At 68.7% G+C, this 19565-nt stretch carries 21 protein-coding genes; 8 read left to right on the top strand and 13 right to left on the bottom strand.

The window, feature by feature from the left end; all coding sequences use genetic code 11:
* Positions 1-50: 50 nt before the first annotated feature.
* The 8 genes from ACJ7VY_RS07545 to ACJ7VY_RS07510 form a co-directional block, all read right to left on the bottom strand.
* The gene (locus ACJ7VY_RS07545; RefSeq protein WP_104938666.1) at positions 51-887 is read right to left on the bottom strand and encodes a carbohydrate ABC transporter permease; all 837 of its coding nucleotides are present in this window, start codon (positions 885-887) and stop codon (positions 51-53) included.
* On the bottom strand, positions 884-1765 hold the full coding sequence (locus ACJ7VY_RS07540) for a carbohydrate ABC transporter permease (RefSeq protein ID WP_161615154.1): 882 nt from the start codon (positions 1763-1765) through the stop codon (positions 884-886). Before ACJ7VY_RS07540 ends, ACJ7VY_RS07545 begins: the two co-directional genes overlap by 4 nt.
* Positions 1762-3030: a sugar ABC transporter substrate-binding protein gene (locus ACJ7VY_RS07535; RefSeq protein ID WP_409476794.1), complete on the bottom strand. Its 1269-nt coding sequence runs from the start codon at positions 3028-3030 to the stop codon at positions 1762-1764. Before ACJ7VY_RS07535 ends, ACJ7VY_RS07540 begins: the two co-directional genes overlap by 4 nt.
* Positions 3031-3045: 15 nt before the next feature.
* On the bottom strand, positions 3046-4662 hold the full coding sequence (locus ACJ7VY_RS07530) for a glucoamylase family protein (RefSeq protein ID WP_409476707.1): 1617 nt from the start codon (positions 4660-4662) through the stop codon (positions 3046-3048).
* An 84-nt stretch (positions 4663-4746) separates the two neighbouring features.
* A complete protein-coding gene (locus tag ACJ7VY_RS07525; RefSeq protein WP_313231665.1) occupies positions 4747-7710 on the bottom strand; it encodes a TonB-dependent receptor domain-containing protein in 2964 nt (987 codons plus the stop codon).
* Between the two features lie 83 nt (positions 7711-7793).
* Positions 7794-8816 carry a LacI family DNA-binding transcriptional regulator gene (locus ACJ7VY_RS07520; RefSeq protein WP_240212799.1) on the bottom strand — a complete coding sequence of 341 codons (1023 nt, stop codon included), beginning with the start codon at positions 8814-8816 and terminating at the stop codon, positions 7794-7796.
* Positions 8817-8974: 158 nt separating this feature from the next.
* Entirely contained in the window at positions 8975-9247 is a 273-nt protein-coding gene (locus ACJ7VY_RS07515) for a BolA family protein (protein ID WP_104938660.1), read from the bottom strand.
* Entirely contained in the window at positions 9244-9543 is a 300-nt protein-coding gene (locus ACJ7VY_RS07510; protein WP_104938659.1) for a YciI family protein, read from the bottom strand. Before ACJ7VY_RS07510 ends, ACJ7VY_RS07515 begins: the two co-directional genes overlap by 4 nt.
* A 347-nt stretch (positions 9544-9890) precedes the next feature.
* On the opposite strand from ACJ7VY_RS07510, the gene ACJ7VY_RS07505 reads away from it, so the two are divergent.
* The 5 genes from ACJ7VY_RS07505 (at position 9891) to ACJ7VY_RS07485 (ending at position 14403) form a co-directional block, all read left to right on the top strand.
* Complete coding sequence (locus ACJ7VY_RS07505) at positions 9891-10805, top strand: segregation and condensation protein A (protein ID WP_104938658.1); 915 nt, start codon at positions 9891-9893, stop codon at positions 10803-10805.
* A gap of 16 nt (positions 10806-10821) precedes the next feature.
* On the top strand, positions 10822-11658 hold the full coding sequence (scpB, locus tag ACJ7VY_RS07500) for an SMC-Scp complex subunit ScpB (RefSeq protein ID WP_409476706.1): 837 nt from the start codon (positions 10822-10824) through the stop codon (positions 11656-11658).
* Positions 11655-13247, top strand: a complete 1593-nt coding sequence (locus ACJ7VY_RS07495) for a pseudouridine synthase (RefSeq protein ID WP_409476705.1) — start codon at positions 11655-11657, stop codon at positions 13245-13247. The genes scpB and ACJ7VY_RS07495 overlap by 4 nt, the downstream gene beginning before the upstream one ends.
* A 172-nt stretch (positions 13248-13419) precedes the next feature.
* Positions 13420-13761, top strand: coding sequence for a type II toxin-antitoxin system prevent-host-death family antitoxin (locus ACJ7VY_RS07490; RefSeq protein ID WP_409476704.1), 342 nt, complete (start codon positions 13420-13422; stop codon positions 13759-13761).
* 3 nt (positions 13762-13764) lie between these two features.
* Positions 13765-14403 carry a hypothetical protein gene (locus ACJ7VY_RS07485; RefSeq protein WP_321990351.1) on the top strand — a complete coding sequence of 213 codons (639 nt, stop codon included), beginning with the start codon at positions 13765-13767 and terminating at the stop codon, positions 14401-14403.
* Positions 14404-14445: 42 nt separating this feature from the next.
* On the opposite strand, the gene ACJ7VY_RS07480 is transcribed toward ACJ7VY_RS07485, so the two are convergent.
* From ACJ7VY_RS07480 to ACJ7VY_RS07460, 5 genes are all read right to left on the bottom strand, one after another.
* On the bottom strand, positions 14446-14877 hold the full coding sequence (locus ACJ7VY_RS07480) for a hypothetical protein (RefSeq protein WP_104938654.1): 432 nt from the start codon (positions 14875-14877) through the stop codon (positions 14446-14448).
* A 106-nt stretch (positions 14878-14983) separates the two neighbouring features.
* Positions 14984-15781, bottom strand: a complete 798-nt coding sequence (locus ACJ7VY_RS07475) for an amidohydrolase (protein ID WP_409476703.1) — start codon at positions 15779-15781, stop codon at positions 14984-14986.
* Positions 15774-15959, bottom strand: a complete 186-nt coding sequence (locus ACJ7VY_RS07470) for a hypothetical protein (protein ID WP_409476702.1) — start codon at positions 15957-15959, stop codon at positions 15774-15776. Before ACJ7VY_RS07470 ends, ACJ7VY_RS07475 begins: the two co-directional genes overlap by 8 nt.
* Positions 15960-15964: 5 nt before the next feature.
* Positions 15965-16111 carry a hypothetical protein gene (locus ACJ7VY_RS07465; RefSeq protein ID WP_409476701.1) on the bottom strand — a complete coding sequence of 49 codons (147 nt, stop codon included), beginning with the start codon at positions 16109-16111 and terminating at the stop codon, positions 15965-15967.
* Entirely contained in the window at positions 16108-17256 is a 1149-nt protein-coding gene (locus ACJ7VY_RS07460; protein ID WP_240212668.1) for a pyridoxal phosphate-dependent aminotransferase, read from the bottom strand. The genes ACJ7VY_RS07465 and ACJ7VY_RS07460 overlap by 4 nt, the downstream gene beginning before the upstream one ends.
* A gap of 161 nt (positions 17257-17417) precedes the next feature.
* Here ACJ7VY_RS07460 and ccmA point away from each other — a divergent pair, with 161 nt between their 5' ends.
* The 3 genes from ccmA (at position 17418) to ACJ7VY_RS07445 (ending at position 19485) form a co-directional block, all read left to right on the top strand.
* Positions 17418-18074, top strand: coding sequence for a heme ABC exporter ATP-binding protein CcmA (gene ccmA, locus ACJ7VY_RS07455; protein ID WP_409476700.1), 657 nt, complete (start codon positions 17418-17420; stop codon positions 18072-18074).
* Entirely contained in the window at positions 18071-18766 is a 696-nt protein-coding gene (gene ccmB / locus ACJ7VY_RS07450; protein ID WP_104938649.1) for a heme exporter protein CcmB, read from the top strand. The genes ccmA and ccmB overlap by 4 nt, the downstream gene beginning before the upstream one ends.
* A gap of 134 nt (positions 18767-18900) precedes the next feature.
* Entirely contained in the window at positions 18901-19485 is a 585-nt protein-coding gene (locus tag ACJ7VY_RS07445) for a TetR/AcrR family transcriptional regulator (protein WP_233996334.1), read from the top strand.
* Positions 19486-19565: the final 80 nt, after the last annotated feature.

Here is a 19565-nt window from a genome sequence, read left to right as displayed (position 1 = left end):
CGGCCCGGCATCCGCCGACGCGCCGGACACGCCGTGGCAGGCGCGCCCGCTCACCCCTTCACGCTGCCCAGCAGCAGCCCCTGGATGTAGTAACGCTGCAGCAGCAGGAACAGCGCCAGCACCGGCACCACGGTGACCACCGCGCCGGCCATCATCATTTCCACGTCCATGATGTGCTCGCGCGAAAGCGAGGCCAACGCCACCGGCAGGGTGTAGTGCTCCTGGTCGGTGAGCACGATCAACGGCCACATGAAGTCGTTCCATGCGCCCATGAAGGTGAAGATCGCCAGCGTCACCAGCACCGGCTTGAGCATGGGCAGCACGATCTGGAAGAAGATGCGGGCCTCGCTGGCGCCGTCGATGCGCGCCGCCTCCAGCAGCTCGTCGGGGATCGAGCGTGCGTACTGCCGCACCAGGAAGATGCCGAACACGCTGGCCAGCGCCGGCACCACCACCCCGCCCCAGGTATTGACCAGCCCCAGCTGCTTCATCAGCAGGAACAGCGGCAGCATCGCCACCTGCGCCGGGATCACCAGCGCCGCCAGCAGCGCCTGGAACACCCGCTCGCGGCCGGCAAAGCGCAGCTTGGCGAAGGCATAACCGGCCAGGGTGTTGAACAGCAGCGAGCCCACGGTGATGCCCGCCGACATGCCCAGGCTGTTGAGAAAGTTGCCGGCCATGCCGGTGCGCGCGAACAGCTGCCGGTAGTTGTCGATGGTGGCCTGCGCCGGCAGCAGCGGCGGCGGGAACTGCGAGGCCTGCCCGCTGGGCATGAACGACACCGACACCATCCACGCCAGCGGCGCCAGGCTGACGAAGGCCAGCAGCAGCAGGGCTGCATTGACCCACGCGCCCCAGGCACGCGATTGGCCGATTTCGCGACTCATACCAGCTCCCTGCGCCTGCCGTAGCGCAACATCAGCGTGGTCACGCCCAGGATGATCAGGAACAGCAGGAACGCAACGGCCGAAGCACGCCCCAGGTTCCACCACTTGAAGCCTTCCTCGAACATGTAATACAGCACGCTCACCGTGCTCTGCAGCGGATCGCCGCGGGTCATCACGTAGGGCTCGGCGAACAGCTGGAAATAGCCCGAGACGGTGATCACCCCGACCACCAGCAGCACCGGCCCGAGCATGGGCAGGGTGATGTGCAGGAACTGCTTCCAGCGCGAGGCGCCGTCGATCCGCGCGGCCTCGTACAGGTCGCGCGGGATGGCCTGCAGCCCGGCCAGGAAGATCACCATGTTGTAGCCGAAGTTCTTCCACACCGCGAACAGGATGATGGTCGGCATCGCCCAGTGCGGATCGCCGAGCCAGTCCACCGGGTTGACGCCGACCTGCCCCAGCGCCCAGTTCACCAACCCGTAGCGGGTGTGGAACAGGTAGCGCCAGATCACCGCCACCGCCACCAGGGTGGTCACCACCGGCGCGAACAGCGCGGTGCGGAACAGCGCCTTGAAGCGCGCCACCGGCGCATTGAGCAGCATCGCCGCGCCCAGCGACAGGGCGATCGACAACGGCACGCCGAGCACCACGAAATACGCGGTGTTGCCCAGCGACTTCCAGAACATCGGCGTGCGCAGCAGGTCCAGGTAGTTGTGCAGGCCGACGAAGCGCAGGTTGTGCGGGTCGGCCAGCGCGTACAGGTCGAAATCGGTCAGGCTCAGCGCCAGCGCCGACAGCACCGGCAGCCCGAAGAACACGCCGATCACGATCAGCGCCGGCGCGGCGAACACCCAGCCGGCGAGCGTGCCCCGCTTCATCGCGCGGCCTCCTGCGTCGCCTGCTGCTGGATGATCCAGCGGCGCTTGGCGAGGATCTCGTCCACCCGCGCATCCAGCCGCCTGACCGCGGCGTCCTGGTCCAACCCGCCGCGTACCACCTGCTCGCTGACGATGCGCATTTCCTGGGCGATGCGCTCCCACTCCAGCACCTTGGGCGTGGGCCTGACCCGCTCCAGCTGCTGGCCGAACGCGGCCGCCAGCGGGTCCTCGTGCAGCGATGCCTGCCGCCACACGCTGCGCCGCGGCGGCAGGTCGCCGATGAGGGCGTGGAACCGCTGCTGCACCGCCGGTCGCGACAGGAACTCGATCAGTTTCCATGCCGCCTGCTTGTGCGGCGACGACTGCATCACCACCAGGCTGGTGCCACCGGCGATGCCGCCGCCCGGGCCATGCGGACCCGGCAGCGGCGCGGTGCCCCACTCGCCCTCCAGCGAGGCCGGCTGACGTTGCCGGAACTCGCGGATGTTCCAGGGCCCGGACAGGTAGAACACGGTGAAGCCGCGGAAGAACTCGTCCCACACATTGGAGATCTGGGTCTCGGACATCTTCGGCGCCAAGCCCTGCTCGAACATGTTGGCGTAGAAGCCCAGCGCGCGGCGGAACCCGGGACTTGCGAAATTGCCGCGGGTGTCGTGGTCGCGCAGCAGCGGATCGTCCTGCTGCAGCGCCAGCGACAGCTGCGGCTCGAACTCGTTGAGCGGCATCAGCACCGGGTAGCGGCCGGGCCCGAGCACCTGCTTCAGCGCCTGGTTCATGCGCTCCCACTCGGCCCAGTCGCGCGGCGGGTGGTCATAGCCTGCCTTGCGCAGCAGGTCCTTGCGGTAGAACAGCAGCCGCGTATCCACGTACCAGGGGATGCCGACCAGCCGGCCCTCGACCACGTTGGTGTCCCAGATGCCCGGGAAATAGTCCGCCGGCACGACCTCCCGCGAAGCGTCCACGTAGGGCTGCAGCGGGGTCAGCGCACCGAGGGTGGCGAACTCGGGTATCCAGGTATTGCCGAGCTGGCAGATGTCCGGCAGGCCATCGGCGGCGTAGGCCGTCAGCAGCTTTTCGTGCGCCGCGGTCCAGGGGATGTTCTGCACCTCGACGCGGATGCCGGGGTTCTCGGCCTCGAACTCGCGGACCAGCTCGCCGACCACTTCGGCTTCGCGCCCCATCGCCCAGAAACGCAGGGTGATGCCCTGCTGCGGCCGCGCGCAGGCGGCCAGCAGGACCAGGCACAACAGCACGGGCAGGCGCAGCGTCACCGGCCCGACCTATTGCGGCCGAGGCGCGGGCTTGCCCGCCGCTTTCTGCTCCTGCGCGGCGGCGGCGCGCGACTCGGCAATGCCCACCGCGCGCGCGGCGGCAGCCTTGTCGTCCTTCTGCAGCGGCTGCCACTCCTCCCCTTCCGGCAGCAGCCAGCCACCGGCAAAGCCGGCGCTCTCCAGGCCCTTGCGGATATAGGGGTTCTTCTTCATCACGTTCCAGACGAACTCGTCGCGGTAGTTGGCGATGCCCGCCAGGATCGGCCCCTGGTCGATGGCGATGTAATCGCTGGCCACCCAGCCGCGATCCGGAATCAGGCGCCCGGTCTTGAGCGGGATGTCGTAGTCGAAACTGGGGTTGAACGAGTCCAGGAAGCCGTAGCTGGAGTACAGGTAGTCACCGTAGCGCCGGTGCATTTCCTGGGTGGCGGGAATCACCACTTCCGGCGCGAACGGCAGCGAGGAGATCGCCGCCGACGGCACGATGGTGCCGTCGTCGAAATTCTCGCGCAGGCCGGCACCGCGCGCGGAATAATGGCGGAACTGGCGCTGCTCGCCCTTGTATTCCTGGGTGGTGTTCTGCGGCCCGTCGCCGGCGGTCAGCCCCCACACGTTCTCGCCATAGTCCTTCCACTGCATCGGGTTGGCGATGGCGTACTCGCGCTGGGCCAGCGTGGCGCGGCGGCTGTTGAGGAAGTAGTCGATGCCGCGCTCGCGCATGTAGGCGTCCTGGATGTCGCGGAAGTCGATCCAGACGTGGCTGTACTGGTGGCCGAACAGCGGCCCGAACGACAGGTACTCCTGCCCCTGGAACACGCCCCAGTCGTTGTCGTAGGTGCGCGTCCACACGGTCCACGCATCAGGCTCGACCGGATGCGTCGGCGAGCCCAGCGCCAGCACGTAGAGCATCATCGCCTCGTTGTAGCCCATCCAGTCGTGCTGGATGAAACCGCTCTCGGGGAACCAGCCCATCGACACCAGCGGCTTGTTACGCTGCAGCCACTGCCAGTCCACGCGGCGGTAGAGCGTATCGGCGATCCTGCGGATCTCCTTCTCGCGCGCGTCGTCGCCATCGTAGTAGGACTGCGCGAACAGCACGCCCATCAACAGCAGCGCGGTATCCACGCTGGACAGCTCCACCCAGCTGTCGTAGCGGCGGCCGTCGTGCATGTCCAGGAAGTGGTAATAAAAGCCCTTGTAGCCGGCCTTGCCGGTGCGCTGCGGGCCGGTGGGCACGTCGCGCAGGAAGCGCAGCGTGGTCAGGGTGCGGTCCACCGCCTGGGTACGGCTGACCCAGCCCTTCTCGATGCCGATCGGATAGGCGGTCAGGGCGAAGCCGACCGAAGCGATGCTGGCGAACGGACGCGACGGATAGCGGTCCGGGGTGAGCCCGTTGCGCTCGTTGGTGGTGTCCCAGAAGAACTGGAAGGTGCGCCGTTCGATGTCGTCGAACAGCGGCGGAAGTTCGGGTTTCATCGGCCGCGGCGGCAGGTCCGCTTCGATCAGGATCACCTGGGGCACCACTTTCGGTGTCGGCTCGGGCGCCTTGCCGCACCCGGCCACCAGGCCCAGCGCGAGCCCGGCGGCGGTGCACAGCAACAGCTTGGTGGTACGCGGGATGCTCAAGACGCTTTCCGTTGGGGGAACCAGGGGGTGGGCCGTGGCCGGTGGCTGGCCCGGCCGCCGTTGCCGGCCGCCGGGCGCAGCGGCTTACCAGTCCAGGCCGAAGGACAGCTTGAAGGTACGGGTGGCGTACTGGTCCCAGCTGTTGATCACACCGGTGTTCCAGTTGATGCCGTACCCACCCCAGTTGGTCCAGTTGAACACGTTGATCACGTCGGCACGGACCTTGAGCTTCAGGTCGGTGCCGGTGTCCCAGGTCTTGGTCAGCGACATGTCGAACTGCTTGAAGCCATAGGTGCCGTCCGGCTCCCAGCTGCGGGGTCGCTCATAGCCGCTGGTGCCATCGATGTCCCAGCGCTTGACCTTGCTGGCCAGGGTCAGCTTGCCGGCCACGCTCATGCCCCAGGGCAGGTCGGTGAAGCCGCTGACCACCAGGCGGTGGCGCGGGGTCCAGGCACCGTCGTACCAGCCGCCACCGGGGAAGTACCAGCCGTATACCGGATCTTTCTCGTGGATGTTCTGCTTGGCGTCGGTGAAGGTATAGGCGAAGTTGAGGTTCCACGGGCTCTCGGCCGTGTAAGGCTTGTCGGCACTGAGCAGCAACGCGTTGCTGCGTGACTGGAAACCGTTGGTGGCCAGGATCAGCCCACCCAGCCCCGGCAGCCCGCCGCCGCTCCACGGACTACCCGATGCGTTGTAGTAACTGCCATCGCCGCGGCGGTTGCCACGCATGATCAGCAGGCCATCCTTGTAACGGATGTGCTGCAGGGTAGCCGAGGTATTCCAGTCATGGCCCATAACGGCGAACGTGTTGCGGATGCCCAGGCTGATCTGGTCCGAATACGGGGTCTTCAGGTCGTTGTCGAACATCCATACTTCGCGGCCGGCCTGGGACGAATTGGCCAGCGACATCAGGTATTCGCGATCGAGCAGCTGCGGGTTCCAGGCCAGGCAGTTGGATGCGGCCGGGTCGCAGGCATGGCCCGGCGAGTTGATCATGAACTCGCGGGTCGGGAATGTGGCCTTGGTCAGCTCCAGCTGCAGGTAATCGAACAGGTTGCGGTCGTAGGAGCGGCCGATGCCGCCGAACAGCACGTGGCGCTCGTCGCCGCTGAGGTCATACGAGAACCCGATGCGCGGCTGGATGGCGTTCTTGAACGCCTTGCGGTTGTTGCCGGTGCTGATGAAACGGTTGATGTCGATGCCGCCCAGCGCCAGCGTCTGCGCATAGGTCTGGCCCACCGCGGCGCCGGCCTGCGGATCCTGGGTATTGAGCGAGGCCAGCACGTCGGCGCTGGTCGCGTAGTCCAGGTAGGAGGGGGTTTTCTCGTAGTCCCAGCGCAGGCCGAGGTTCAGGATCAGGCGATCGGTGACGTCCCAGTCATCCTGGATGTAGAGGCCGAACTGCTTGTTCTTCGAGGTGACCGTACCGCCGCTCGTGCCGATGGCCGGGCTGCCGAAGCGCACGAAGTACGGCACCATGCCGCCCTGGTTGATGTCGTAGTAGAACTGCGGGTTGTACGGCTGCTGCTCGGTGGTCTCCAGATCCACCTGCTTGTACTTGATGCCGAACTTGACGGTATGGCCTTCCCAGCCGAAGAACGTGGTGTCGTTCTGCAACGACCAGCCCTTCTGCCCCTTGTTCTGCAGACCACCGTTACCGGCGCCGATGCGGAAGATCTGCCGGCCGTCGTTGGACGAGCCGTCGGTGAGCACCATGCCGTTGCCGTAGTTGGCCGGCTCCATGCTCCAGAACGCCTTCTCGTAGGTCAGGTGGGCGTCGTTGAGCCAGTTGCTGTTGGAGAACTGCCAGTGCAGGTCGTAGCGGTCCTCGTTGACGCCGACGTCGGTGCCGTAGCTGCGCGCGCTCTGCCCGCCGACATTGCTGATGTCGCTTTCCTCGCGACGCTTGTAGCTCAGGTCGACCAGGTTCTCGTCGTTGATCGACCAGTCGAGTTTGCCGAAGTACAGGTCTTCCTTGAACGGCGTGCTGGCCGCGCCCAGCTGGTCGCGCCAGGCCTGCGGCAGGTCCGCGGCGGTGCGTCCCTCGCCCGGGGTCAGGTCCTGCGGGGCGTTGTATTCCTTGGCCTCGTAGGTGACGAAGAAGTGCGCCTTGTCCTTGACGATCGGGCCCCCGAACGCCGCGCCATACTGCTTTTCGCCCGAACGGGTCTTGCCGGCGCCGTTCTTCTCGCTCTCCCGCGGCTCGCGCCAGTTCTGGTTGGTGTAATCCCAGAAGAACGAGCCGGAGAAATCGTTGGTGCCCGACCGGGTCGCCGCGGTCACCGCCGCCGAACTGATCTGGTCGTACTCGGCCTTGTAGTTGGAGGTGATGACCTTGTACTCGCCGATCGCCAGCTGCGGGAACGGGTTGCCGCGGCTGGAATCCTGGCCGGTCAGGCCGCCCTGGGTGACGTAGTTCTTCTGGCCGATGCCGTCGATGTAGACATTGACGTTGTTGGCGCTCTGCACGCCGCCGCGCAGCTTGGTGGAGCCGTTGGCCGGGTTCTGCTCGAAGCTCATGCCCGGCACGGTGTCGGCGAAGGCCAGGAAGTTGCGCGTGGTCTGGGGCAGGGCCTGGATCTGCTGGGGGGTGATGTAGGTCGCGATCTCCGACGTCATCGTCTCCACCGGCGCCTGCGCCGTCACCTGCACCGCGTCCAGCGTGGTGGCGTTGCCGCCGGCCGTCTCGGCCACGCCGCCGACGCCGAGGTTGACGGTCGCCGTCTGTCCGACCTGCACGGTGATGTTCTGGCTGCTGGTCTTGCCGCCGGCGGCGACGTCCACCCGGTAGGTGCCCGGCGGCAGGCCGGCCAGCGAATAACTGCCGGTGGCGCTGCTCTGCACGCTGCGGCTCAGGCCGGTGGCCAGGTTGGTCGCGGTCACCTGCGCCTGCCCGGCCGGGGCCGAATCGGCCATCACCTGGCCACGGATGGTGGCACCGGTGCTCTGCGCGAACGCCGGCGCGGCGCCCAGCAGGAGGCAGCTGGCCAGCGCGCAGCTGAGCAGCCTGCGGGCGGGGTACGTGTTGCGGTTGGCGGAATGGTTCATGGGGCTCTCCGGGTGCGGCAGCGCGGCTGCCATTCGGTTCGTTTTGGTGACCTTGCCGGGGATTCCGGCACATGGGCGGTGGATCAGGGAAGCTCTCGTCGGGACGTCGAATCACGCACGATCAGGGTGGGTACGAGCGTCGTTCCAGCGCCCCCTTCCGACGCGTCGTCGCGCTCCATCAGGTGCAGCAGGTGCGATGTCGCCCGCCCCCCGAGGTCGGCGATGCTGACCTGCATCGTGGTCAAGGACGGGTGAACGAAACGTGCCAGCGGGATATCGTCGAACCCGGCCAGCGCGACCTGTTGCGGCACGCGGACGCCGGCCTGGCTGAAGGCGTACAGGCAACCCAGCGCCATCATGTCGTTCGCCGCGAACACCGCATCGGGCAGGTGCGCTTCGCGCAGCAGCGCCTTTCCGGCCGCGTACCCGGACGCCTCGTCGAAACCGCCGGCCAGCACGCGGCCTTCGGCGGGCGCGCCGGCCGCGGCCATCGCGTCCTGGAAGCCGCGCAGGCGCTCGCGGGCATCATGGTTGCCGTCGGGACCGGCGATGAAGGCGATGCGGCGGTGCCCGGCCTCCAGCAGATAGCGGGTCATGGCCAGGGCGCCGGCATGGTCGTCGATGCCGAAGGCCGGGTACTGGCCATCCGCCACCGGGGTGTTGATCAGGACGGTGGGCAGTGCCGGCGGCAGGTTGTCCATCAGGAAACCCGCGTCTGCCGCATAGGGCGACATGACCAGCAGGCCGTCGACGCGGCCGCGCATGGCCTGCAGCGCGACGCCCTGCTGTTCCTGGTCGCCGTGGTAGCTGGAGACCAGCAGGTGCCAGCGGTGCATGCGCGCGACCCCGTCGATGCCACGCATCAGTTCGGAAAAGAACTCGCCGTGCAGGTCGGGCAGCACCAGGCCGATGGTCTGCGTGCTGCGGCTGCTCAGGCTGCGCGCGGCGGCATGCGGGGCGTAGCGGAGCCGGCGGGCGACTTCCAGCACCTGCTTGCGCACCGGCTCGGCGACGTTCTCGTGACCGTTGAGGGCACGCGACACGGTGGCGACGGAGACCTTCGCCTCACGGGCAACATCCTTGATGGTGATCGCCTGCTTCGCCACCGCCATACCCTCCGCAGACAGGGGTCGCGGCGACTGTAAGCGTTTCCATGTCGATTTGTAAACAATTTGTTACAGGCGAGGCCGGCGCCGGGTACGCCTTGCCCCGCGCGGCCGCGACCGGAAGCGCGCAGGGCGCGCGGCCCGGTCCGCGGCCGGGATCAGGCGCCGGCCTCGGCCGGGGTCCGCGCCTGGATCGACAGCGCGTGGATATCGGTCTGCATCATGTCGCCAAGTGCCGCGTAAACCGCCCTATGGCGCGCCAGTGGCGCCTTTCCGGCGAATGCCGGGCTGACGATCAGCACATTGAAGTGACCGCGCCCGTCGCGCGCGCCGGCATGGCCGGCGTGGCGGTGGCTGTCGTCCTCCACTTCCAGCCGGCTGGGTGCGAAGGCGGCCTCCAGGGCGGCGCGGATCCGCTCGACCCGGGTCACGGCAACACCTTGCGGAACGGCCGCACGTCGACCCGCTGGTAGACACCGGCGGCCACGTAGGGGTCGGCGTCGGCCCAGGCGCGGGCCGCGTCCAGGTCGTCGAAGCTGGCGATCACCACGCTGCCGCTGAAACCGGCCGCGCCCGGGTCCTCGGCGTCGATCGCCGGACAGGGGCCGGCCAGCAGCAGCCGCCCCTGCGCCTGCAGTGCCTGCAGCCGCGCCAGGTGCGCCGCCCGCGCGGCCAGGCGCGCGCCCAGCACATCCTGCCCGTCGTAGCCTTCGATCACATACCACACGGCTCGCCGCTCCTTGTCCGCTGAATGATGGCCGGCAAGTCTAGCGCCTGGACGCTGGACACCGCCCGGCCGGGGCGATTACTCTTTACGCCATTGCACGCAGCCGGCCTGTAACGGCCCGGAGCGGCGGCAGGCAAGGCCACCGCCGTCCGACCGATCCGCGATTCCTTCCCGGACTGTGTAGACGACCTCCTCGCGATGACGTTGCCGCATGACAGCGCGGCATGTCGCGTTGTTGATGTGCACGCACGCCGGACAGGCGCGCATGGCTTTCAATCCAGAAGGCAGGACCCTGTCCCGGGCGGGAACCCGGAACGTAAAGGCTCGCAACACCCGATGTCGCCCTGATGACTTCAGAACTCGCGCACGCCGCGAACCCGCCAGCGCCGCCCACCATTCCGCAGCAGCAGGAAATGCCGCTGGCGGTGGTGCATGGGCAGCCGGTCCTGCAGATCCCGCAGGACCTGTACATCCCGCCAGATGCGCTGGAAGTCATCCTCGACGCCTTCGAGGGCCCGCTGGACCTGCTGCTGTACCTGATCCGCCGGCAGAACCTGGACATCCTGGACATCCCGGTCGCCGAGATCACCCGGCAGTACGTCGAGTACATCAACGTCATGCAGGAGCTGCGCTTCGAGCTGGCGGCCGAGTACCTGGTGATGGCCGCGATGCTGGCCGAGATCAAGTCGCGCATGCTGCTGCCGCGCCCGCCCAGCGACGAAGGCGAGGAAGCCGACCCGCGCGCCGAGCTGGTGCGCCGGCTGCAGGAGTACGAGCGCTTCAAGCAGGCCGCCGAGGACATCGACGCCCTGCCCCGGCAGGACCGCGACACCACCCCGGCGCATGCCTTCGTGCCGGACCGGACCACGGTCAAGGTACCGCCGCCGGTGGACCTGAAGGAAATGCTGCTGGCGCTGCACGACGTGCTCAAGCGCGCCGAGCTGTTCAGCGGCCACGCGATCAAGCGCGAGGCACTGAGCGTGCGCCAGCGCATGGGCGATGTGCTGGAACAGCTCGAGGACGGCAGGTTCTACCGCTTCGAGACGCTGTTCACCGCCGAGGAAGGCAAGCTCGGCGTGCTGGTCACCTTCCTGGCGCTGCTGGAACTGGCCAAGGAACAGCTGCTGGACATCGTCCAGGAAGCGCCGCTGGCGCCGATCTACGTGAAATCGCTGGCCGCCGGCAACACCAACGCGCCGCTGCAGTTCTCCAGCGAATTCGACGATGGCGACTTCAACGACGCCGACTCCCCCAACGCCTGAGCCCGATTCCCGCCCCATGGATCAACCGCTGATCAACCGCATCGTCGAAGGCGCGCTGCTGGCCTCCAGCCAGCCGCTGACCCTGGCGCAGCTGCAGGAGCTGTTCCCCGAGGATCAGCCGGCGCCGCCGGGCAGCGTCGAACGCGCGCTGGAGCTGCTGCGCGAAGACTGCCAGGGGCGCGGGGTGGAGCTGGTCGAGGTCGCCTCCGGCTTCCGTTACCAGATCACCCGCGAGGTGCACGGCTGGGTCTCGCGGCTGTGGACCGAACGCAAGACCCGCTACACCCGCGCCACCCTGGAGACCCTGGCCCTGATCGCCTACCGCCAGCCGATCACCCGCGGCGAGATCGAGCAGGTGCGTGGCGTGGCGGTGAGCAGCAACATCATCCAGGCGCTGGAAGAGCGCGAATGGATCCGCGTGGTCGGCCACCGCGACGTGCCCGGCAAGCCGGCGCTGTTCGGCACCACCCGCGCGTTCCTGGACTACTTCGGCCTCAAGCGCCTGGACGAACTGCCGCCGCTGTCCGAACTGCGCGACATCGGCGAGCTGGAGCCGCAGCTGCCGCTGGGCGACGACGGCCAGCTGGCCGCGCCGCTCGCCGCCACGGCCAGCCCCGCAGCGGACGACGCTGCCGGGCGCGACGACACCGACACCGCGGCCGCCCCTGAGGACGGGGATGCCGCACCCGACACCGCCCCCACGGGCGAACCCGACGCCGCGCCGGGAGAGCGCGCGGCGGAAGTGGAAGACACCGGAAACAACGCCGTCGCGACGACGACCGTGGCTGTTGACGAAGCCGATCCCGAACCTGAGGCCGACGAAGAAAACGCCGGCCGGAGCCAAACAGAATGAGTGACACCCCCCGCAAGCCGTCGTTGAACAAGCTCTCGCTCAAGCGCGAAGCCGCTGTCGAGCAGCCCCGGCTGGAAGAACGCCTGCACAAGGTCCTGGCCCAGGCCGGCCTCGGCTCGCGCCGCGCGCTGGAACAGCGCATCGCCGACGGCCTGGTCAAGGTCAACGGCGAGACCGCGCAGACCGGCATGTCGGTCAAGAGCGGCGACAAGATCGACCTCGACGGCCGCAGCTTCGTCGCCAGCGCGCTGACCGACCCGTCGCGCGTGCTGGTCTACAACAAGCCCGAAGGCGAAGTGACCACCCGCGAGGATCCCGAAGGCCGCCCGACCGTGTTCGAGTCGCTGCCGCCGCTCAAGGGCGCGCGCTGGATCGCCATTGGCCGCCTGGACATCAACACCACCGGCCTGCTGCTGCTCACCACCGACGGCGAACTGGCCAACGCCATGATGCACCCGTCGTTCGAGGTTGAGCGCGAGTACGTGGTGCGCGTGCGTGCCCCGGAAGGCCAGGAAAAGGTGCCGGACAACGTCGTCGACCGCCTCGCCCGCGGCGTCGCGCTGGAAGACGGCCCGGCCAAGTTCGACGAGATCGAACGCATCGGCGGCACCGACTCGCACGACTGGTTCCGGGTGGTGGTCAAGGAAGGCCGCAACCGCGAGGTGCGCCGCCTGTGGGAATCGCAGGGCTGTCAGGTCAGCCGCCTCAAGCGCACCCGCTACGGCAAGGTCGAACTGCCGCGCGAGCTGCTGCGCGGGCAGTCGGTGGAACTGCCCCAGGCCCAGGTCGAGGCGCTGCGCGCCGAACTGAAGCTGGAAGAAGGCGCGCCCTCGGCGCTGACCCTGCAGCCGGTGATCGGCCAGCGCAAGGCGGCCAAGACCACCGTGCGCGTGCGCGAAGGCGGCCGCGGCAATGCCTACGTCAACGGCCACAACACCGCCGACGAAGGCCGCGAACTGCGCCGCTTCGACACCCTGCGCGAAGACCGCGGCCGTGGCCGCGGCGGCAAGGGCGGCGGCTTCAAGGGCGGCCTGACCGTCAGCGGCGAAGCGGCGGCCAAGCAGTCGCAGAAGCCGTTCAAGCAGCGCAAGCCCAAGGGCGACCGCAGCCTGCCGGAAGGCAACCCCGCCGCGTTCCGCACCTGGTACGTGCCCGAAGGCGTGAGCACCGGGCCCAGCGGCCACCGCAACGCCGGTCCGTCCGGCAGCCGCGGTCCCGGCCGTGGCCCGGCCGGCGACGGCCAGGGCCGCCCCTACGGCAAGCCGCGCCCGGGTGCCGGCGGCGCCGCGCGCAGCGGCAGTGGCCAGGGACGTCCGCAGGGCGGCGGCCAGGGCGCCGGCCAGAGCCAGGGCCAAGGCCAGCGCAAGCATCCCTACGGCCATCCGGGCAATGCCCCGAGCTTCCCGTCCGACCACGCCACCCCGGGCTTCAGCCCGTACGGCGCGCGTCCGGCCGGCAACCGTCCTTCCGGCGCACCGCGCGGCGGCAACCGTCCCGGCGGCAGTGGCCGTCCGGCGGGCCGCCCGGGCGGCGGCCGCCCCGGTGGTGGTCGTCCCGGCGGCGGCGGTCGCGGACCGCGCGGCGGCTGAGGCGCAGGCCGGCCGTCACGGCCCGCCTGCCCGTGCATGACATGAACGCCCGGCCCAGCGCCGGGCGTTCTGCTTTACGGTTCCCCGCTCCACCCTGAACCGGCCATGCGAAATTTACCCAAAATGGGAAATTTGGGATATTTTCAGCTTATCCCTTCGCTGGACAGCCCCCATGGATCTGACCCTGAACCTGCCCGATCTGGAAAAGACGCCCGCCAGCGACGTCAAGGCCAAAGGCTGGCCCGAACTGATGCGCAAGGTGCTCAGGAACGGCGCGGTGGTCGTCACCAATCACAATCATCCACAGGCGGTGGTGGTCTCAGCCGAGGAGTACCAGCGCCTGGTTGACCAGGCCAACGGCCGTTCCGCCGCGGCGCAGCGCGCACAGTCGCTGCAGGCCCTCCAGGCCGAGTTCGACGCCCACCTGGCGACGCTGCAGGCGGGCAGCCTGGCAAACGCCCTGGCCCGCCCCGCCCGCCGCGGACGCACGATCGTCCTGGGCAAGTCGTCGTAAGCGATGGCGAAGATCCTGGTGCTTGCCGGCGTCAATGGCGCAGGCAAGAGTTCGCTGCTGGGGGCGATGCTGGCAGAGGATGGCGCGGTCTGGTTCAACCCGGACGCATTTACCCGCCGGCTGGTCGAATGCGGCTGGCCGCAGGATGAGGCCAATGCGACCGCCTGGCAGGAAGGCGTACGCCGGCTGCGCGCAGCCATGGCCAACGACGTCGATTACGCCTTTGAGACCACGCTGGGCGCGAACACCATCCCTGCCCTGTTGCGCGAAGCCTGTGCGCGGCAGCACGAGGTCAGCCTCTGGTTCTGCGGGCTGGAAAGCATCGAACTGCACCTGCAGCGCGTCGCTGGACGCGTCGCCAACGGCGGCCACGACATACCCGAAGGCAAGATCCGCCAGCGCTTCGACAGTTCGCGGTTGAACCTGATCGCGCTGTTGCCGCACCTCACCGCCTTGCATCTCTACGACAACAGCCGGGCGGCCGACGCCGATGGCAGGGTCGAGCCGCTGCTGGTACTGGAAGTGGAACGCGGACGGATTCTCTGCCCCGCGACGCGGGAGGAATTCACCCAGGTACCCGGATGGGCCAAGCCCATCGTGTGGGCAGCGCTGAAGGCGTTCCCGGTGACCACGGAGAACTGAACCCGATGCCCGGCAGGCGACCGGGCATCGGGCAGCGGAAATTCAGCGCCGTTCGATCACGAACTTGCCGAAACCCACGCCCAGGTCCCAGCCACGACCGGTTCCGGCCAGGGCCAGCGAGATGTCGCCCTTGGTCACTACCTGGGCGTTGCTGGAACGGGATGCGCCGGCATGGACCTCGGCCCCGCCGTAGGTGCCGATCAGGTCGTTGACGCTGTAGGCACCGGTGAACCTGCCGCGGCCATCGCTGACCGTGGACTTGCCGACCGTCAGGCCGCCCCCCTTGGCGCTGATCTTCACCGGGATGCTGGCGCCGTTGTCGCAGGTGATGGTGCCGGTGCCGGTGGCGGTCTTGTAGAAGATCGACCAGCCGGACAGGTTGAAACGCAGTTCGCAGTCGATGTTGCCGGCCGCGTGGGCGGACGGTGCGACAACCGCAGCCGCCAGCAGCAGGGCTCCCGCCAGGATCTTCATGGTTCGCTCTCCACTCGCAAGGGGACGCGGCGAGCCTAGCAGCGCGCACGCGTCCGCAGACAGGTAACGGCCGCGCCATCCGGCCGGCGTTCAGCGTCGCCCCGGGTCAGCCCAGGGTGAAGGCATCGGCGTCCAGCATCGCCGGGAACCGCTCGCGGTGCTCGGCCAGTGCCTGCGCCGAGACCACGGTGGTCACCACCTGCTCGCGCTCGCGGATTTCCACCTGCGGCTGGCCGAGGAAGTCGATCACCGCACTGTCGCCGGCGTAATGCAGGCCGTTGCCGTCCACGCCCACGCGGTTGACCACCGCCACGTAGCACAGGTTCTCGATCGCCCGCGCGCGCGCCAGCGTGCGCCAGGCATGGGCGCGCGCCGACGGCCAGTTGGCGACGAAGATCTGCAGGTCGAAATCCATCTGCCCGGGGCGCTCGACGTCGAAACGGTTGCGGCAGAACACCGGGAAACGCAGGTCGTAGCAGATCTGCGGATTGATCCGCCAGCCCTTCAGCTCCACGCACAGGCGCTCGCGCCCGGCCGCATAGCGTTTGTGCTCGCCGGCATAGCGGAACAGGTGGCGCTTGTCGTAATGCCACAGCCCGCCATCGGGCGTGGCCCACAGCAGGCGGTTGAAGACCCCGCCATCGACGCGCAACTGCACGCTGCCGGTGACCACCGCGCCCAGCGCGCGCGCCTGTTCGCGGATCCAGGCCACGGTCGGGCCGTCCATGTCCTCGGCCTTGTCGATGGCGTCGTTGGAGAAGCCGCTGGTGAAGGTCTCCGGCAGGATCACCAGGTCGGTGCTGCCGGCCAGCGGCGCCAGCAGCGCGCCGTAATGCGCGCGATTGCCCGCCGGGTCGTGCCAGCGGGTGTCGCCCTGCACGAGGGAAATGCGGAGGTCATTCATCGGTATCACCGTCATAAGGCACGAAACAGATGTCGTAGCCGAAAGGATTTTCGCGCGGCGGTTGGTCCGGCGGCGTCTCGTGGATTTCAACCCGCCCCGCCATCTCGAAGCCGATCCTGCCGCTGGTGAAACGGCGCAGGTCCGCGGCGGTGTCGGCATCCGTTGCCCATCCCTTCATCGCCATCACCGCCGGCCCAGGACGGCATCAAAGCCGTCCCCAAGTGCGCCGGCAACGCCATCGGCGATGAGCGCGTAGTGCTGGAATGGCATGGCGGCGCGCCCGTAGCGCAACGTCAGTTTCCAGTCGTTGCCGGGCGCTTCGTCCGTCACAGTTTCACCAGGCGCTCGATCGCCGCATCCAGCGTGGCGTCGTTCTTGGCGAAGCACAGCCGCACCAGGCGCTGCCCGGCCGGCGCGGTTTCGTAGAACGGCGACAGCGGGATGGCGGTGACGCCCTTGTCGATGGTCAGCCACCTCACGAACTCGTGGTCCGGCAGGTCGCTGATGGCCGAATAATCCACCAGCTGGAAGTAACCGCCCGGGACCGGCAGCGGCTGCAGCCGCGTGGTCAGCAGCTGTTCGCGGAAGCGGTCGCGCTTGGCCTGGTAGAACGCGCCCAGTTCCAGGTGGTGCTCCGGTTCGTCGCGGATCATCGCCGCAAAGCCGTACTGCGCCGGGCCGTAGGTAGTGAAGGTGTTGTACTGGTGCACCTTGCGGAACTCGGCGCTCAGCGCCGGCGGGGCGATGGCGTAGCCGATCTTCCAGCCGGTGCAGTGGTAGGTCTTGCCGAAGCTGGAGATCACGAAGGCGCGCTCGCGCAGCTCCGGGTAGCGCAGCGCCGATTCGTGACGGGCGCCGTCGTAGACGATGTGTTCGTAGACCTCGTCGGAGATCAGGTAGATGCCGGTGCCGCGCAGCACGTCGGCCAGCGCCTGCATGTCGGCGGCCGAGAGCATCGCGCCGGACGGGTTGTGCGGCGTGTTGACCATCAGCATCCGCGTCCTGGGGGTGATCGCCGCGCGCACCTTGTCCCAGTCCACGGCGAAGGTGCGCGGGTCCAGCGCCACATGCACCGCGCGCGCGCCGGCCAGGTCGATGGCCGGCTCGTAGCAGTCGTAGGCCGGGTCGAGCACGATGACCTCGTCGCCGGCGCGCACCACCGCATGGATGGCATTGAAAATCGCCTCGGTGCCGCCGGAGGTCACCGTGATCTCGGTATCCGGATCGACCTGCGCGCCGTAGCAGTCCAATGCCTTCTGCGCGATGGCCTGGCGCAGCGGCGCCACGCCGGTCATCGGCGCGTACTGGTTCAGGCCCTCGCGCATGGCACGGGCGGTCTCGTCGATCAGCCGCTGCGGCGCCGGGAAGTCCGGGAAGCCCTGGCCCAGGTTGACCGCGCCGTGCTCGGCGGCCAGCTGCGACATCACGGTGAAGATGGTGGTGCCCACCTTGGGCAGCTTGGTCTGCGGTTGCATCGATGCGTCGGCGTCGGGGAAGGGAAACGACGAGTTTACGCAATGCCGGCGGCGACGGCCGCCCTCGCCCGCGCTGCGGCACCGGCGGCAATGCCTATAATGTCGCGCCCGATGCGCCAGCCTGGCTGCGCTCCCACCCAAGGACGGAAGCGCCCGATCCGATGACCGCGACCCTGAACACCCCGCCGCTGCTCGACGCGCGCGGACTGCGCTTCACCCGCAACGACGACCCGGTGTTCGGGCCCCTGGACCTGCACGTGGATGCCGGCGAGGCGCTGCTGGTACAGGGCGGCAACGGCGCCGGCAAGACCACCCTGCTGCGCGTGCTCGCCGGGCTGCTGCGCGCCGACGACGGCACGATCCAGATCGACGGCCGCACCGCCGGCGCCGGCGACCGCTCGCGCTACATCGCCTACCTGGGCCACCTGCCCGCGCTCAAGCAGGACCTGGGCACGCTGGAGAACCTGCACGTGCTGTGCGGCCTGCAGGGCCGCCGGGTGCGGCAGATGCCCGGCAACGCCCTGGCCATCGTCGGCCTGGCCGGCTACGAGGACACCCTGGTGCGGCAGCTGTCGGCCGGCCAGAAGAAGCGCCTGTCGCTGGCCCGGCTGTGGCTGTCGCCGGCACCGGTATGGCTGCTGGACGAGCCCTACGCCAATCTCGACCTGGACGGCATCAACCTGGTCAACCGCATGATTTCCGCGCACCTGCGCAGCGGCGGCGCCGCACTGGTCACCACCCACGGCGCCTATGCCGCGCCACCGGTGCGCAACCGCACGCTCACCCTCGGCCCTGCCGCGGTGGAGGCCACCGCATGAGCCTGCCCGGACCGCAGCCCACCCTGCTCGACGCCGCCCGGGCGCTGCTCGCCCGCGACCTGAAACTGCTGTGGCGGCGTCGCGGCGACGCCGCGCAGCCGATTCTGTTCGCGCTGCTGGTGGTGGCGCTGTTCGCCCTGGCCCTGGGCGGCAATCCGGAGTTGCTGCAGCGGGTGGCCGCGGCCGTGCTGTGGCTGTCGGTGCTGCTGGCCGGGCTGCTGTCGCTGGACACCCTGTTCCGTGGCGATGCCGAGGACGGATCGCTGGAACAGTGGCTGCTGTCGCCGGTGCCGTTGCCATGGCTGGTCGCGGTGCGGGTGTTCTCGCACTGGCTGACCACCGCCTTCCCGCTGGTGCTGGTCAGTCCGCTGCTGGCCGAACTGATGCAGCTGCCACGCGCGCAGCTGCCGGTACTGGTGGCGTCGCTGGCGCTGGGCACGCCACTGCTGAGCCTGCTCGGCGCGGTGGTCGCCGCGCTCACCGTGGGCATGCGCCGCTCCGGCATCCTGCTGGCGCTGCTGGTGCTGCCGCTGTACGTGCCGGTGCTGGTGTTCGGCGCCGGCGCGGTGGCGGCGGCGGCACAGGGCTTCGATGCCAGCGGCGCGCTGCTGCTGCTCGGTGCGGGCCTGGTGGTGAGCCTGCTGCTGGCGCCGCTGACCGCCGCGGCCGCGATCCGCATCGCCAGCTCCTGAGCAGCGCAGGCGCTATCCTTGGCGCCGGGCTCCACCCGCACCCCCGCATGCGCCAGCCACCGCCCCCGCCCCCGGAAAAACCCACGCTTCCACCACGCCCGGCAGTGGAGCTGCAACGTCGCGGCGAACGGCGCGTGGAGCGGTTTCTGGACGTCGCCATCGAAGTATTCAACGAGAAGGGCTACCAGGACGCGCGCCTGGCGGACATCGTCAAGCGCGCCGGCGGTTCGCTGTCCACGTTGTACCGCGCCTTCGGCGACAAGGAAGGCCTGGTCCACGCGCTGATGGAGCGCAGCATCCGTGACTTCGGCAAGGAGGTGGAGGACCTGCTGGATTCGCCGTTGCCACCCGGGCAGGCGCTGGAGGAAGCGGCCTGCCACATGGTCGAGGAGATCCTCAGTCCCGCGCGCATCGCCTGCCACCGCATCATCACCGCAGAAGGCATCAGCCAACCGGCCCTGCGCGACTGGTTCCGCGCCCATGGCATCCAGCCGATGGAACGGCTGTTGAGCCAGTATTTCGCCCGCGAAGCGCGCGCCGGGCGCCTGCGCATCGAGGACCCGGACATGGCCGCCGACCACTTCTACATGCTGGTCTTCGGCGGGCTGATCATCCAGTCCGTCAGCGGCTGGGTCGACGCCACCCATCTGCCGCGGATCCAGGCCCGTACCCGCTCGGCGGTACGGTTGTTCCTGCAGGGCGCCCTCCCCCGTTCCTGAACGTCGGCTTGCTGCGTTGCAGCTTGACCTGAACGCCTGCTTTCTCAAAATCGCACCGTAATCGCAATTACGCTGTTGCC

The organism is Stenotrophomonas sp. Y-13 (genome assembly GCF_046267925.1).
Classification (GTDB): Bacteria; Pseudomonadota; Gammaproteobacteria; order Xanthomonadales; family Xanthomonadaceae; genus Stenotrophomonas; species Stenotrophomonas acidaminiphila_A.
Note: the sequence above shows the minus strand (reverse complement) of the source record. Positions and strands in the feature narration are given on the sequence as shown.